The organism is Nocardia sp. NPDC051990, from assembly GCF_040680755.1.
In the GTDB taxonomy this organism is placed as follows: domain Bacteria; phylum Actinomycetota; class Actinomycetes; order Mycobacteriales; family Mycobacteriaceae; genus Nocardia.
In genome coordinates, this window is sequence record NZ_JBFAXH010000016.1 from 84,693 (window position 1) to 99,143 (window position 14,451).

Annotated in this window: 10 protein-coding genes and 2 pseudogenes; 9 read left to right on the forward strand and 3 right to left on the reverse strand. The window is 67.1% G+C overall.

What is annotated here, in order from left to right; genetic code table 11:
• Nucleotides 1-11: 11 nt before the first annotated feature.
• Both AB0L63_RS25115 and AB0L63_RS25120 read left to right on the forward strand, forming a co-directional pair.
• Nucleotides 12-412, forward strand: a pseudogene (locus tag AB0L63_RS25115) (alanine dehydrogenase); the annotation flags it as partial.
• A gap of 60 nt (nt 413-472) precedes the next feature.
• On the forward strand, nt 473-1,972 hold the full coding sequence (locus tag AB0L63_RS25120) for a serine hydrolase domain-containing protein (RefSeq protein ID WP_364505249.1): 1,500 nt from the start codon (nt 473-475) through the stop codon (nt 1,970-1,972).
• An 83-nt stretch (nt 1,973-2,055) separates the two neighbouring features.
• Here AB0L63_RS25120 and sigJ read toward each other — a convergent pair whose 3' ends face one another.
• The gene (sigJ, locus tag AB0L63_RS25125; protein ID WP_364505251.1) at nt 2,056-3,006 is read right to left on the reverse strand and encodes an RNA polymerase sigma factor SigJ; all 951 of its coding nucleotides are present in this window, start codon (nt 3,004-3,006) and stop codon (nt 2,056-2,058) included.
• A 101-nt stretch (nt 3,007-3,107) separates the two neighbouring features.
• Here sigJ and AB0L63_RS25130 point away from each other — a divergent pair, with 101 nt between their 5' ends.
• Nucleotides 3,108-4,070 carry a cobalamin biosynthesis protein gene (locus tag AB0L63_RS25130; RefSeq protein ID WP_364505376.1) on the forward strand — a complete coding sequence of 321 codons (963 nt, stop codon included), beginning with the start codon at nt 3,108-3,110 and terminating at the stop codon, nt 4,068-4,070.
• Between the two features lie 166 nt (nt 4,071-4,236).
• Here the strand turns inward: AB0L63_RS25130 and AB0L63_RS25135 are convergent, their stop codons facing one another.
• Entirely contained in the window at nt 4,237-5,097 is an 861-nt protein-coding gene (locus AB0L63_RS25135; protein WP_364505253.1) for an SURF1 family protein, read from the reverse strand.
• Between the two features lie 149 nt (nt 5,098-5,246).
• Nucleotides 5,247-5,711 (reverse strand): annotated as a pseudogene (locus AB0L63_RS25140) (low molecular weight protein-tyrosine-phosphatase); the annotation flags it as partial.
• A 17-nt stretch (nt 5,712-5,728) separates the two neighbouring features.
• On the opposite strand from AB0L63_RS25140, the gene cobC reads away from it, so the two are divergent.
• The 6 genes from cobC to AB0L63_RS25170 all read left to right on the forward strand — a co-directional run bounded on the left by cobC (nt 5,729) and on the right by AB0L63_RS25170 (nt 14,345).
• Nucleotides 5,729-6,793 carry an Rv2231c family pyridoxal phosphate-dependent protein CobC gene (cobC, locus tag AB0L63_RS25145; RefSeq protein ID WP_364505255.1) on the forward strand — a complete coding sequence of 355 codons (1,065 nt, stop codon included), beginning with the start codon at nt 5,729-5,731 and terminating at the stop codon, nt 6,791-6,793.
• Between the two features lie 253 nt (nt 6,794-7,046).
• The gene (locus tag AB0L63_RS25150) at nt 7,047-8,171 is read left to right on the forward strand and encodes a Nif3-like dinuclear metal center hexameric protein (protein WP_364505258.1); all 1,125 of its coding nucleotides are present in this window, start codon (nt 7,047-7,049) and stop codon (nt 8,169-8,171) included.
• A gap of 255 nt (nt 8,172-8,426) precedes the next feature.
• Entirely contained in the window at nt 8,427-9,071 is a 645-nt protein-coding gene (locus AB0L63_RS25155) for a hypothetical protein (protein ID WP_364505260.1), read from the forward strand.
• A gap of 382 nt (nt 9,072-9,453) precedes the next feature.
• A complete protein-coding gene (locus tag AB0L63_RS25160) occupies nt 9,454-10,191 on the forward strand; it encodes a C4-type zinc ribbon domain-containing protein (RefSeq protein WP_364505262.1) in 738 nt (245 codons plus the stop codon).
• 82 nt (nt 10,192-10,273) lie between these two features.
• On the forward strand, nt 10,274-11,554 hold the full coding sequence (locus AB0L63_RS25165; protein WP_364505264.1) for a bifunctional RNase H/acid phosphatase: 1,281 nt from the start codon (nt 10,274-10,276) through the stop codon (nt 11,552-11,554).
• Between the two features lie 316 nt (nt 11,555-11,870).
• Nucleotides 11,871-14,345, forward strand: coding sequence for an FAD-dependent monooxygenase (locus AB0L63_RS25170; RefSeq protein ID WP_364505266.1), 2,475 nt, complete (start codon nt 11,871-11,873; stop codon nt 14,343-14,345).
• Nucleotides 14,346-14,451: the final 106 nt, after the last annotated feature.

Consider the following 14,451-nt stretch of genomic DNA (forward strand, 5'->3'; position numbering starts at 1 on the left):
GTGCTGATCCAGTACTGGTTCCGGGTGCGCGGGCGCCGAAGCTGGTGTCCGAGGAGCTGGTTCGCGGTATGCGGCCCGGGTCGGTGCTGGTGGATATCGCCATCGATCAGGGCGGGTGTTTCGCGGGTTCACATCCGACAACGCATGCAAATCCCACTTTCCGCGTGGCCGATTCGCTGTACTACTGTGTGGCGAATATGCCGGGTGCGGTCCCGCACACCGCGACCGTTGCGCTCACCAATGCCACCCTGTCGTATGTGCGAGCGATCGCCGATCACGGGTGGCGGCAGGTGTGCACGGCGCATCCCGATCTCGCACACAGGTCACCGCGGATAAGGGACGGCTGCTATCGGCGGAGGTTGCGGCGGCGCACGGATATTCCATACCCGAACCGGTTGGGCTGGCGGGCTGACGTGGCGCGATGGTGGTTCCGGTGCGGACCCGCGGACGCGTGATGAGAAGGGTGAAAGCGGTGACTGCGCAATATCTGCGGCGGGCAGTGGTAATTGCATTGTTCCTGGTATTGTTTCCGTCGGTCGGTGCAGCGGTTGCGGCACCGGCGGCGGAGGGTGTCGATCCGGCGGCCGTGGATCGATATATGTCGGAATACCTTTCCCGGACTCGATTGCCCGGGGCATCGGTCGCCATTACCCACGGGGATCAGGTCGTGTACGTCGCGGGGTACGGGCACGATTCGAGCGGTGCGGCGATCACCGCGACGACGCGCATGCCGATCGCCTCGGTGAGCAAATCCATGACGGCGTTGGCCGTGATGCAGTTGGTCGATGCGGGGAAGGTGGCGCTCGACGCACCAGTGCGGCAGTACGTCACGGACTTTCGGTTGGCCGATGCGCGCGGTGATCGGATCACGGTGCGGGAGTTGTTGAATCAGACGTCCGGGATGTCGGATACCGCATTTCCCGATCTGCGGCGGCCGCAGGCGGATTCGCTGGCCGGGGCGGTCGAGCGACTACATGCGGCAAAACTGGCCGCCGATCCGGGGACGGAATTCCACTATCACAACCCCAACTATCAGGTGGCCGCTCGGTTGGTGGAGGTGGTCAGTGGCGAACCGTTCGCGGACTATATGCGGCGGAATGTATTCGGACCCATCGGGATGCGCGACAGCACGACGGTGAATTCGGCGCGCGACGCCGAGAACGTGACGCACGGATATATCCGGGCATACGGCCTCGCGATACCGGTTGCCGAGCCCGATTGGTTCGTCGGCGGTAGCCACGGCGTGATCACCACGGCCGCCGATCTGGCGGCCTGGCTGATTACCCAGAACAACAACGGTGTGGTCCCGGACGGGCACCGGATGGTGTCCGCGGCGGCGGTTTCCGAGATGCGCAAACCCTCCGGAGTCACCGACGACGAGTACGGAATGGGTTGGCAGCGTGAACAATCCGATCAGATCTCGCACAACGGCGACTGGTTCACCTATACCGCCGCACAGGTCCTGGTGCCCGACACCGGATACGGAATCGCTGTTATTGCCGATACCGGCATGGCACTCGAGGACGATCCCAGGATTATCGCGCAAGCCTTGGTCGACCTGACCCGGGGTCGGTCACCGGATGTGCACCGCCCATGGGGCATCTACGCCGACTGGGGTATGGCGCCGCTGACGCTCGCGACCCTCGCTCTCGGGGTGGTCTGCCTGGTGCGATCGCGCCGCTGGGCCGATAAGCAGAGCGCTCGCCCCGCATGGTTGATCGCCTTGCGTCAGTTGCCCTATCTCGCGCCGATCCCGATCCTGATCGCATTGCCGCAGCTCGCGGGTCTGGTGTTCCGCGGCCGAGCCGGAACCTTCCGCCAGGTGGTCTACGTTTGGCCTGCTCTCGTGGTGCTTCTCAGCGTTGCCGCGATCGGGGGCGTGTGCATTGTTCTCACCCGCGCCCTGTGGCTCATTATGGTGCGGCGCAATCGATCCGGGGTGGATGTCGAGCGAGAAGCGCCGGTGGCCTGAACGCCTGCCTAGCAAGCAGGTGCAGGAGCTGGTCCTGTTCGCCGAGGGGCGGCCCGCATATCGAAATGTGCGGGCCGCGTGGGTTACTCGGCGTTCGGGCTCAGGTACCAGTCAGGGGCGCCTTCGGTGGGGAGGTCGTGCAGCTTATCCGGGTTGCGCACGACGTTGATGGCGACGATGCGGCCGTTATCGATGGTGAAGGAGAAGACACCGGGGTGGGTGCCGTCGAAGACGACCAGACCGGGAGCGCCGTTGACCAGGACCGCGCGTCCCCAAGCGCCCGATGCGGACGGTGCGTGGTACCAGCCGAGCAGCATCTTCGCGATGAGTTCGGCGCCGCGCACGGGCTGGCGGATGGCGGGAACCTTGCCGCCGCCGTCAGCGGTGAGGCTGACGTTCGCGTCGAGCACACCGAGCAGCGCGCTCAGGTCACCGGAGCGCCAGGCGACCGCGAAGGCGGAGACGACCTTCTCCTGTTCGTCGGGTGAGGCGGGGAAGCGGGGCGTGCCGTCCTCGACGCGCTTGCGTGCGCGCGAGGCGAGCTGTCGCACGGCCGCCGGTGTGCGTCCGACGACATCGGCGACCTCGGGACCACTCATACCGAACACATCCTGCAGCACGAATGCGGTGCGCTCGGCGGGCGAGAGGGATTCCAGTACGACCAGTAGTGCCGTGGTGACGCGCTCGTCCTGGGTGATCCGGTCGGCAGGGTCATCCCAGGTGGTGATCTTGGGCTCCGGCAACCATTCACCGACGTACTGCTCGCGCCGGGCGCGGGCCGAACCGAGCTGATCGAGGGCCAGACGCCCGGTGACTGTGGACAGCCAGGCCCGCAGATTCTCGATTTCGCCCGCGGTCCCGGCCTCGAACTGACGCTGCAGCCGCAGCCACGCCTCCTGCACCACATCGTCGGCATCGGTGAGACTGCCGAGCGTGCTGTAGGCGAGCCTGCGCAGATACGGCCGGTGCTCCTCGAAACGCCGAGCCAATTCGGCCTGGTCGATGGGTGCGGAGGATGGCTTGTCTGTTGTCACTGGTCTCGCCGTTTCGGTCGTGCGGCCCCGTCAGGGGCGAGCTTATGTGTCGTCATCGTGGTGACGACGCAGGGCGAGCGAGTGTGACATCTCGGCTCCCTATGGCGCGCTGGCGGGTTGCTGGCGGCGACGGCTACCCTCGCCGGGTGCAGACGGGGATTTCGACGGCGGCCGGGCTGGTGCTCGGGTTCGCGCTCGATCGCGTATTCGGTGATCCACGCCGGTGGCATCCGGTGGCCGGATTCGGTGCGGCGGCCACTGTGCTGGAGCGGGTGACCTACGCCGATCGGCGTTCAGCGGGAGCAGTGCACGAACTGGTGTTGGTCGGTGCGACAACGGCGTTCGGGTTCGGGTTACGGCGCGGTGGGGTAGTCGCGACCGCGCTGGCGACGTGGACGGTGCTCGGCGGGCGCAGCCTGGTGCGCACCGGGCGGGAGATGGCCGACCGGCTCGAGTCCGGTGATGTGGCGGGCGCGCGGGCGCTGCTGCCCGCGCTGTGCGGGCGGGATCCAGAGGTGCTCGATGCGGACGGATTGGCCCGTGCCGCAGTGGAATCCATTGCCGAGAACACCTCGGATGCGACGGTCGCGCCATTGCTGTGGGGGGCGATCGCCGGGACACCCGGACTGCTCGGATATCGCGCGATCAACACGCTGGACGCGATGATCGGCTACCGCAGCGACCGATACCTGCGGTTCGGTTGGGCCGCCGCCCGCGTCGACGATCTGGCGAATCTGGTGCCCGCGCGCGTCACCGGCATGCTCACAGCTGCTCTGGCCCCCGCGGTCGGCGGCCGTCCGGCCGACGCGCTACGCGCATGGCGACGAGACGCGTCTGAACACCCCAGCCCGAATGCCGGGGTCGTGGAGGCCGCGATGGCGGGTGCGCTCGGCGTCCGCCTCGGCGGGCGGACCCAATATCGTTATGGCATCGAACTGCGGCCGACACTCGGTGACGGGCCAGCACCTCAGGTCGCGGATCTTCGTCGTGCTGTACGCATATCGGAGGCGGTCCAGTTGGGAGCAGTCCTGACCGCCGCGGTCTGGTCGATGATGCGCCGCTGAGCTCGCGCACGGTCGATTCGGTTCTTGGCGGTGCACTGTTCTCTCGGCGGAGATCGCCTGATCGGCTGTGCAATTGCCGGCTCGGACCCCTTGTCCGATACCGATTCCATACCGCAATGCTGACGATCCGATCCCGAGCCCCCGTCTCAGCAGCGCGCGCTGAGTATCAGCGAGTACCGCCGTAGCGGTCGGCCAAGCGCTGCTCATTGGTGGATACCGGTGCGGGGGTCGGGGTTTCGGTCTGGGCCGGTTCCGGGACGGCAGTGGACTTTTCCTTGCGGCGCTCGCGGATCTCGGCATAGATGAAATAGCCGAGGCCGAGCGGAGCCATAATGCCGAAGGCCAGCCATTGCAGGCCGTAGGAAAGATAGGGACCCGCATCGAGTTGCGGGAGGGGCGTGGGGGTGAAGGCGCCAGGCTGATTTTCGCTGAGTTGTAGGTAGCCACCGCGTTCGCCGGTGGGTATTGCGGTGAGTGGCGCCTGCAAGACGGCCATCTCCTGGGTGGTGTCCACCGAGTACACCTGGCGGTAGCCGTCCTCGGTCATCGGGTCCTTACCGGGGGCGAAGCCCTCGGACGACCGGATTCGCGCCTCGATCCGCTGCGGTCCGGTCGGCGGGTCCGGAATCTGCGGCGGGCGGGAACCATCGACGGCTGCGACGAGACCGCGATCGACGAGCAGGATGCGGCCGTCGTCGAGTTTGAAGGTGGCAAGTACCGAGTAGCCGGGCGCGCCGTCGAGATGGCGCAGCCGGACCAGCACGGTCGAATTCGGCAGGTAGCTGCCGGTCGCCGTGACGCGCCGCCATTCGGCGTGGGAATCGGTGCGCTGATCGTCCAGGACGGTGGTGATATCGATCGGGGCGGCGTCCACCGAATCGGCGATCAGCTGGTTGCGGTGCGAGGTGCTGGTGTTCTTGCCTAGCTGCCACGGTGCGAGCACGGAGAAGCAGAGGTAGGCGAAGGCCGCCACGAGTACGGCCAGGATCAGCCAGCTCGGGCGCAGCAGGAAGGTCAGTCGGCGCATCACGGGCGTCCGTCGGGGACGGGTTCGTAAGAGACTGTTTGGTCTGGTTTGTGTCCGGACTCATCGGCAGTGCTCGTGCCGGAGCTGTCCGTACGCGTGGCGACGTGCTGGGGTGTGCCGCCCCTGTCCCCATCGCGCGCGGCGAGGGCGGTGCGGACCCAGTTCAACAACCCCGGGATGGCGGCTTCGATCTGGTCGTGGACCAGGTCGAAGCCGGCGGTGTCGCCGTAGTACGGGTCGGGGACGTCGAGGGTATGGGCATCGGGGTCGAAGCTGCGCAGTAGGCGGCGGCGGTTCGACGGGATGCCGAGCGTGGCGAGGCGGCGTTCGTGGCCGGAATCGAGGGCGACCAGCAGGTCGGCGTCGCGGTGTTGGTCGCCGAATTTCGCGGCGATGTGGCCGGTCGGGTAGCCGTTGCGGCGCAGGGTCGCATTGGTGCGGGAGTCGGCGTCCTTGCCGACGTGCCAGCCTTCGGTGCCCGCGCTGCTGACGCGCACGCGGTCGGCGAGTCCCTCACGGTACAGGTGTACCGCGAACATCTTCTCCGCCATCGGCGATCGACAAATGTTGCCGGTACAGACGAACGACACGTGCAACTCACCCACAACAGCCATTCTGGCCGGTCGCCCCCATGGACCGCCACGTAGGGTGTTTTCTCGTGTCAGCCGAGAGTGTCGATCACGCGAAACTGCGTCACCACGGTGACGTCGACGCGCGACCCGGCATGCTCGATTTCGCGGTGAATGTGCAGGGCAGCACGCCTCCGGACTGGCTGCGGAACCGACTGGCCGCGCGACTCGATGACCTCGGCAAATATCCGAGCGCGGCCGACGAACTCGCCGCGCGCGCCGCCGTGGCGGCCCGCCACGGCCGCACTACCGACCAAGTGCTGCTGCTGGCGGGCGCGGCCGAGGGGTTCGCGATGCTGCCCCGACTCGCGCCGCGACTGGCCGCGATACTGCACCCCTCGTTCACCGAACCCGAACTGGCGCTGCGCGCGGCCGATATCCCGGTGGCGCGCGTCGTACTCGAACCGCCGTACACCATCGACCCGAGGCTCGTTCCCGCCGCGGCCGACCTGGTTGTCCTCGGCAACCCGACCAATCCCACCTCGGTCCTGCACCCCGCCGACACCATCCGCGCGCTGCGCCGACCGGGCCGCATCATCGTAGTCGACGAGGCCTTCGCCGATGCGATACCCGGCGAACCAGGGTCACTGGCCGCTTCGCCCACTCCGGACATCCTCGTCTTGCGCAGCCTTACCAAGACCTGGGCCTTGGCTGGCCTGCGCTGCGGCTACTTCCTCGGCACACCCGAGCTGCTGGCCCGCTTGAATCACGGCCGCGCGCACTGGCCGCTCGGCACACTGCAACTGGAAGCAATCACCGCGACTGCCGAGCCGAAGGCGGTCGGCGCGGCGCAACAGCGGGCACACACGATCGCCGCGGAACGCGATTCGATGATCGAACGACTGACCGCGCTGGGCGTACACGTCCACACCCCCGCCGACGGACCCTTCCTGCTGCTGCGCGTTCCGGATGGTGAACTATTGCGAAGGCACCTGGCAGACCAGGGAATCGCGGTCCGCCGCGCCGACACTTTCCCGGGCCTCGGGCCGGACTGTGTGCGCGTTGCCGTCCGCGGTCGCGCCGAAGTCGATCGGTTGGTGGCCGGAATTCGGGCGGCGGGAGTTTGATGCCGGCCCAGACGGGCCGCACTTGTGTTGGGTGCGTCATGTGGGCGCGGTGCGAGCGATCCGGACCGAGTGGCGTGCCGGATTCGTGTGGTGGGCTTGGTTTCGGCGGCGATCCCCAGCGCCGCAGCGGCCCCCCAGTGGGGTCGGGGAGCACGGCGGTCCTGTGCGTGCGCCAGGCGTGGTGGGACGAAGCGCGTTCCGGCCCGTCGGGCTGGCCGGCGACATGGTGTGGTCGAGAAATGGAGGTAGGCGAATGGTGACGACGCTGGCGGATCTCATCGGCGTGCTCGACGCGGCTTATCCGCCGAAGTTGGCGGAGTCCTGGGATTCGGTCGGGTTGGTGTGCGGTGACCCGGGCGATGAGGTGACTCGGGTGCTGTTCGCGGTGGACGCCACCGCGGCCGTGGTAGATGAAGCGATCGATTGGCGGGCACAGGCTTTGGTGGTGCACCATCCGCTGCTGTTGCGTGGCGTCGACACTGTCGCCGCCGATACCCCCAAAGGCGCTCTGCTGCATCGGCTCATCCGGTCCGGATGCGCGTTGTTCGCGGCGCATACCAATGCGGACTCCGCCGATCCGGGAGTTTCCGATGCGCTGGCCGATGCGCTCGGGCTCATGGTCACCGGCGTATTGGAGTCGAAACCGCAAGCTGCCGTGGATAATTGGGTTGTGCAGGTGCCGCGTTCGCATGCGGATGCGGTGTTGGCGGCGCTGTTCGCGGCCGGTGCCGGTGGCAGCGGAGCCTACCGTGACTGTGCTTTACGGGTGCCGGGGGTGGGGCAGTTTCGTCCGATCGAAGGGGCGAATCCGGCGATCGGTGCCATCGGGGAATTGCGGCGGGTCGACGAGGACCGCCTCGAAGTGATCGCACCGCCCTCGGCGCGCACGGCCGTGCTGGCGGCGCTGCGCTCGGCCCACCCCTACGAAGATCCCGCCTATCACGTCACCGAGCGTGCGGCGCTGCCATCGGGGCTCGGCATCGGCAGGATCGGCACGCTGCCCGAGCCGGAGTCCTTGCGTGAGTTCACCGCTCGGGTCGCTGCCGCGTTGCCAGCGACCACGTGGGGCGTCCGCGCGGCCGGTGACCCGGACCGCATGATCCGGACCGTCGCGGTATGTGGCGGCGCGGGCGACTCTCATCTGAGTACGGCGGCCCGCCTCGGTGTCGACGCCTACGTCACCTCCGATCTGCGCCACCACCCGGTCGACGAACACCTGCGCCGTGGCGGCCCCGCCGTGATCGATGCCGCCCATTGGGCAACCGAATTCCCTTGGTGCGCACAGGCGCAGACGGTGGTTCGCACCGCGTTGCCCGACCTCGACACCCGAGTCTGCACCCTGCGCACCGATCCCTGGACGATCAGCGCCACCGCGTGACCTCTCCGGCACTTGTGTTGTGTGAACTCCGTTGGTCGGTGCGCAGATCGGCAAATCCGGTACCGAGTGTGCAGTTCACGCAACCGGTATGGGGCGCAGGCACGGCCTTCCGAGCGGCGGCACCGATTGCGGTGAAAGGGACCGCAGCACCGAACCATTCAGTGCGACGGCGTGTTCGGGGCGTGTCGTGCTTGTAGCCCGTCGGGGTAGGTGGTTCAGGTGAGTTGACGCGTTCGCTCGGGGTACAACTACCGCATGGATTTCCCGGTGGACTTCGGGATCGTGCAGATCGGTCTGATGCTGATCATCCTGGTCGCGGTCGCGTTGCTGATATCGGCGCTCGTCATGGTGCGCAAGGTCGGATTGCGGGTTCTGATCGGGCGCGGCGCGGGCGGATTGGCGTTGCTGATCGTCGCGGTACTGCTGCTGTGGGTGGTGACGCTCACGCAGACCTTCCTCGGACTGAGCGGGGAGATCAAGGCGGCGCACGTGGTGGTGAATCAGGTCAAGGGCCAAGATCATCGGCTCGAGGTCGACCTCACCCTCTACGGTGACGACCACCATCCCGACAAGCACGAGAAATATCAGGTCGAAGGTGACCTGTGGGTGCTGCAGGCCAATATCGTCGAGTTGGAGCCGTGGGTGAACGCCCTCGGCTTCCACTCCGGCTACAAGGTCACCCGCCTCTACGGCCAGCGCCTCGATGGCGTCGCCACCACTCAGAACCATATCTTCGTCAACGGCGACGACCAGGATTTCTTCAACGATATGCGCAACCACAAATGGTGGACCAACCCCTTCGTCCGCTCCGCGTACGGCAACGCCGTGATCACCACCCCCGGCAGCTACGACGTCTTCATCTCCCGCGACGCCATCAAAACCCGCGCCCCCGGCAGCTGAGCGCGGAAGTGTCGAGGAGCTGTGCGTCAGGCGCTCGCCCGCACTCGGCTCGCCATGCGCGTGCATGACGCGGGTTGGGGCATGTTCACCCGTATGTTGACGTAACACGCCGGGCAGGTGCGGGCGCAGCTTCGCCCAGCTGCACTGTTTCTTTGCGTCAGCAGCTGTTTTCGGCATGTGGCCGGGCCGATGGCAAGAAACCGCTATCCGTCCGAGCGGCGCAGTGTTTATGCGGTGCGCCTCGGTTCCATGCGCTTGGCCGCCTGCACTCGTGGCCTGGACCGAATCACCGACCATTCGGGGTACGGTTGAAGACTGGCATCGCCACCTCTCGCGGTTCGCGTGCCCCCATCCGTCCACAGCGTCCAGGAGTTTGTCCGCGTTGAATGTCGAACCATCTGTCCAGGCCAAGCTGCTCCAGCTCGCCGCCGTCGACGTCGAACTGACGCGGATCGCGCATCGGCGCACCGTGCTGCCCGAGCAGCAGGAGGTCGTGCGGCTAGAGGGCGAGCGGAATGCGCACAAAGATGCGGCGGTGGCGGTCGAGATCATGCTCGACGATCTCGACCGCGATATCCGCAAGCTGGAGGGCGAGGTCGAGGCGGTGCGCAAGCGCGAGGAGCGCGACCGCGACATTTTGACCGCTGGTTCGGTGGGTGCCAAACAGCTTTCCGAAATTCAGCACGAGCTTGGCAGCCTGGAGCGGCGCCGTTCGGTGCTCGAGGACGAGCTGCTCGAGGTGATGGAGCGGCGTGAGGCGTCCGCGTCCGATCATGATCACGCGGGTGCGCGGCTGAGCAAGACCGAGCAGGTGTTGGCCGACGCTCAGCGCCTGCGCGACGAGGCACTGGCGGATCTCGATGTGGCGCAGGGCCGGTGCGATTCCGATCGCAAGGAGCTGGTCGCGCTGTTCTCGGACGAACTGCTGAGCCTTTACGACCGGCAGCGCACTCAGCACGGCGTCGGCGCCGCGTTGCTGCAGGCGCGCCGGTGCGGCGCGTGCCGGATCGAACTGGACCGCGGTGAGATCGCGCGGATAGCCAAGACCGCCCCGGATGTGATCGCGCGGTGTCCGGAATGCGGTGCGATCCTGGTGCGCACCAAAGAGTCGGGTTTGTGAGGTTTCCGGTGCGGGTATCAGTACTCGCGTCGGTCCGCTCCCAGCGACGGATGGTCGGCTGTCGAAGAGGACGAGGGAAACAATGACCGAGCGCGAGGTGATCGTCGAGGCCGATGGCGGTTCCCGGGGCAATCCGGGCCCGGCCGGTTACGGTGCGGTCGTCTTCGGCGCCGATCACATCCGAATCCTCGCCGAACGCCGGGAATACGTCGGCATAACCACCAACAATGTCGCCGAATACCGTGGGCTCATCGCGGGTTTGGAGGCGGCGGCGGAGTTGGGCGCGCGGGTGGTGTCGGTGCGCATGGATTCCAAGCTGGTCGTCGAGCAGATGTCCGGACGCTGGAAGGTCAAGCACGCGTCCATGATTCCGCTGGCCGACCGGGCGCGCAGGCTGGTCGCCGGGTTCGACAGCGTGACGTTCACCTGGATTCCGCGCGCCGAGAACTCCCGTGCCGACCGGCTGGCGAACGAGGCGATGGATGACGCCCCCCTGATCGGCGAGGTGCATGCCGCCGAGCGGCAGTTGCTCGATGCGGGCGCGCCCGCCGCCACCGTGGCGGAGGAGGTGCGCGAGGCCGAGGAACACCTGCTCAGCTGGACCGGCGAACCCTCGCGCGGCACCGACGAGCAGCCGCCGAGCTGGATCGATGAAGCCAGGGACGCGCAGTCGACCGTCGCCGATTCCGGAGTCGCCGAAGGCCCGATGCCGACCGCCGCCGAAAAGGCGCCCGGCTGGACCGGTGCGACCGGCCGCCCGACCCGCTTCCTGCTGCTGCGTCATGGCCAAACCGAGCTCTCACTCGAGCGGCGCTACTCCGGCCGCGGCAACCCGCCGCTCACCGATCACGGCCGCGAGCAGGCCGCCCGCGCCGCGAAAATGCTCGCCGCGAAGGGTGGTATCGCCGCCGTGGTCACCTCCCCGCTCGACCGTGCCCGCGAGACGGCCGCCGCCGCCGCCACCGCGCTCGACGTGCCGATGCGTATCGTCGACGGCCTCATCGAAACCGATTTCGGCGCGTGGGAGGGCCGCACCTTCCTGGAAGCGGCACAACGAGATCCGCACCTCCATGCCCGCTGGCTCGGCGATCCCTCGACTGCCGCGCCGAACGGCGAGAGTTTCGATCAGGTCCGGGAAAGAGTCGAGGCGGCTCGACGCGATCTGGTCGCCCGATATCCTGGCCAGAACATCGTGGTGGTCAGCCATGTGACCCCCATCAAGACCCTGCTGCAACTGGCGCTCGGCGTCGGTCCGGCGCTGCTGTATCGCCTGCATTTGGACCTGGCATCGCTGTCGATCGCGGAGTTCTATCCAGACGGCGGTTCGTCGGTTCGCTTGGTCAACGACACGTCCTACCTCTGAGGATTTTGGGTATCCGACTATCCCTATGCTTTCGCAAACCGTGAATTATGGCGTATAGCAATGGATTCGGCCTGTCGAATCGGCCCCTTTGGGGAGAATCTCACACGGTAACGTTTCAGACACGGTAGTAGCGGTAGGCTTCGGATCGGTCAGGCACAGGCATCCCGCCCAGCCTGCCTGGTCGGGGATGACGTAGGTCTTCGAGCAGTGCTGCTCCGGGGGGATGAGAGCTGGCGAGCAGTGTCGCTCGGCGGTCACTTCGAAAGATGAAGGCGCCCTGTGCTGCGGAGTGGGTAGAATGGAAGCGCAGGTTCGAATGAGTGGTCCGATCAAGGTTATCGTGCTCGGTGCGGGAATTGGAGGGCTCACGACGGCCGCCGCGCTGCGGCAGGCGGGCTTCGCGGCCGAACTCTACGAGGCCGCACCCGAACTGCGTGGCCAGGGATTCGGACTTTCGGTGCAGGCCAATGGGATCAAGGCACTGCGCGCAATCGGTCTCGGCATCGAGGAGGAACTGTTCGAGCGCGGCGGCAAGGTCGAGACCTTCCGCTTCAACAACCCGGACGGCACCCCAATCCGGGTGCTCCCGGTGCACCGCCAGGACGACCGGCTCGGCGCTCCGAGCGTCGCCCTGCATCGCAAGGATCTGCACGCGGTCCTGCTGCGCGCGATCGGCGATACCCCGACTCATGTTGGCGCACAAGCGACTCGGTTCATCGATGACGGTGAGCACGTGCGCGTCGAATTCGCCGACGGCCGCATCGCCGAGGGCGATCTGCTGATAGGCGCCGACGGTATCCACTCCGTGGTGCGCGCCCAGTTGCACGGTCGCGCCGAACCGCGCCCTGGCAATTTCATCGCCTGGCTGGCCTGTATCCCGTTCGAACATCCCGCGGTGCCGCGCGGCTATTCCGCCCACTATTGGGGCACGGGAATGCGTTTCGGCATCCACGATATCGGCCACGGCCGGGTGTACTGGTGGGGCACCATGACCATGCCGGGCGACGAGGCCGCCAATTGGCAGGGCACCAAGGAAGATCTGCGGCGGCTCTATGCCGACTGGGCGCCGGAGGTGCGCGCCTGCATCGATCAGACCGAATGGGCCGATGTGCTCGCCGTGCCGTGCCAAGACCGTCCGCCGTTGACGGGTTGGGGTCGTGGCCGGGTCACCCTGCTCGGTGATGCCGCGCATCCCATGCTGCCCAGCCTCGGTCAGGGGGCCAATGCGGCCATCGAGGACGCGGTCGTGCTGGCCCATACGCTGAAGACCTCGCTGGATCCCGTTGCGGGCCTGCGTCGTTACGAGCAGGTGCGTGCCGAGCGCACCGCCATGTTCGTCAACGGTTCGTGGTCGCTCGGCAAGATCGAGCAGACAACCGATCCCAAGCTGGTGCAGGTGCGCGACACCTACTTCCGGTACGCGCCTACGGAATTCTTCCTGCGCGAATTGGGCAAGCCGATGTCGTTCCCGCCGCTGGAGGGACCGACCGCGCGGCTGCCGCGCCAGCTGTCTCCGGTGGAGCGCTGGCACTGGATCGCCGATCAGCTTGCGCCGCTGCATATTCTGGCCCGCGTGCGGGTGCATGGCTCGATTACCGAGGAGCAGGTGCGCACCGGCCTGGACGAAGTGCGACAGCGGCATCCGCTGCTCGGTGTCGCGGTGGCGGCCGAACCCGATGGCACCGCACCGCGTTTCGTGCCCGTGCCGACGCCGATTCCGCTGCGCGTCGTCGAATCCGCCGATCCGGATGCCTGGCTGACCGAGGTCGACGACATCGAACTGCGCGAACCCTTCGACTGGCACTCCGGTCCGCTCGCGCGCGCCGTGCTCATCACGGACGCGACCGGTGTGACCAGCGATCTGATCATCACCCTGCACTACGCTATCGCCGACGGCGAGAGCGCGATGTCGGTGGCCAAGCAGGTGCTGCAGGTTGCCGCAGGCGATGACACCGATCTCGAACCCGCCCCGGTCCGGCCGGGGCCGGAGGAGCTGTTCCCGGCAAAGTTCCAGGGCGCCAAGGGCTTCGGCCGCACCGTGGGATCGCTGCTGCGCGACCAGAAGTCGCAGCTGGCGCGCCCGCACCGACTGGAGCCGACCAGAATTGCCCCGCCGTCGCAGCGCCGCAGTCGGGTCGTGCACCGCAGCTTGGACGCCGATCAACTCGACGCATTGAGCGCGGGCTGCGACCGCCATGGCGTCGGCCTGCAGGCCGCGCTTTCCGCGGCGCTGCTCATCGCGGCCGCCCGCGAGTCGGGCACCTACACCGAAACCTGGTACACCGTAGGCAGTTCGGTGAACTTCCGCGGCCATCTCGATGGTGCGGTCGCCGATACCGAGGTCGGGACCTACCAGGGCATGATCGCGACCCCGGCGAAGTACGCGCCGTGGACCTCGCTGTGGCAGATCGCCGGTGAGATCGAGCGCGAGTACGGCGCCCGGATGGACCGTCGCGACCATCTCGCGGCAGTGAGCCTGCTGAAGGTGGCCGCGCCGAAATCGGTCGCCGCCAGTGCATCCACGGTCAAGCTGATGGACACCCGCGGTCCCGGTCACCTGTGTATGACCTACTTGGGGCGCTACGCGTTCCCGGACAAGATCGGTGCGTGGCAGCTCTCGGGCGCACAATTCGTCTCGGGTATGTCGGTGAGCGGCTTCACCATGGCCACCGCCAACGCCACGCACGGCGAATTGTCGTTCAACCTCGGTTATGTCGAGCCCGCGGTGTCCCGCGAGCGTGCCGAGCGCCTTGCGGATGAGAGTGTACGCGCGTTGCGGTCGGTGCTCTGACCGGCCGGGTGGTAGCGACTCCCTTGCAGGTCGCTCGAAACGGTCAGCACCCATAGCCGCGCGCGAGATCCAGCATCGATGTCGATGCCGGTAATTCGCGCTTTCT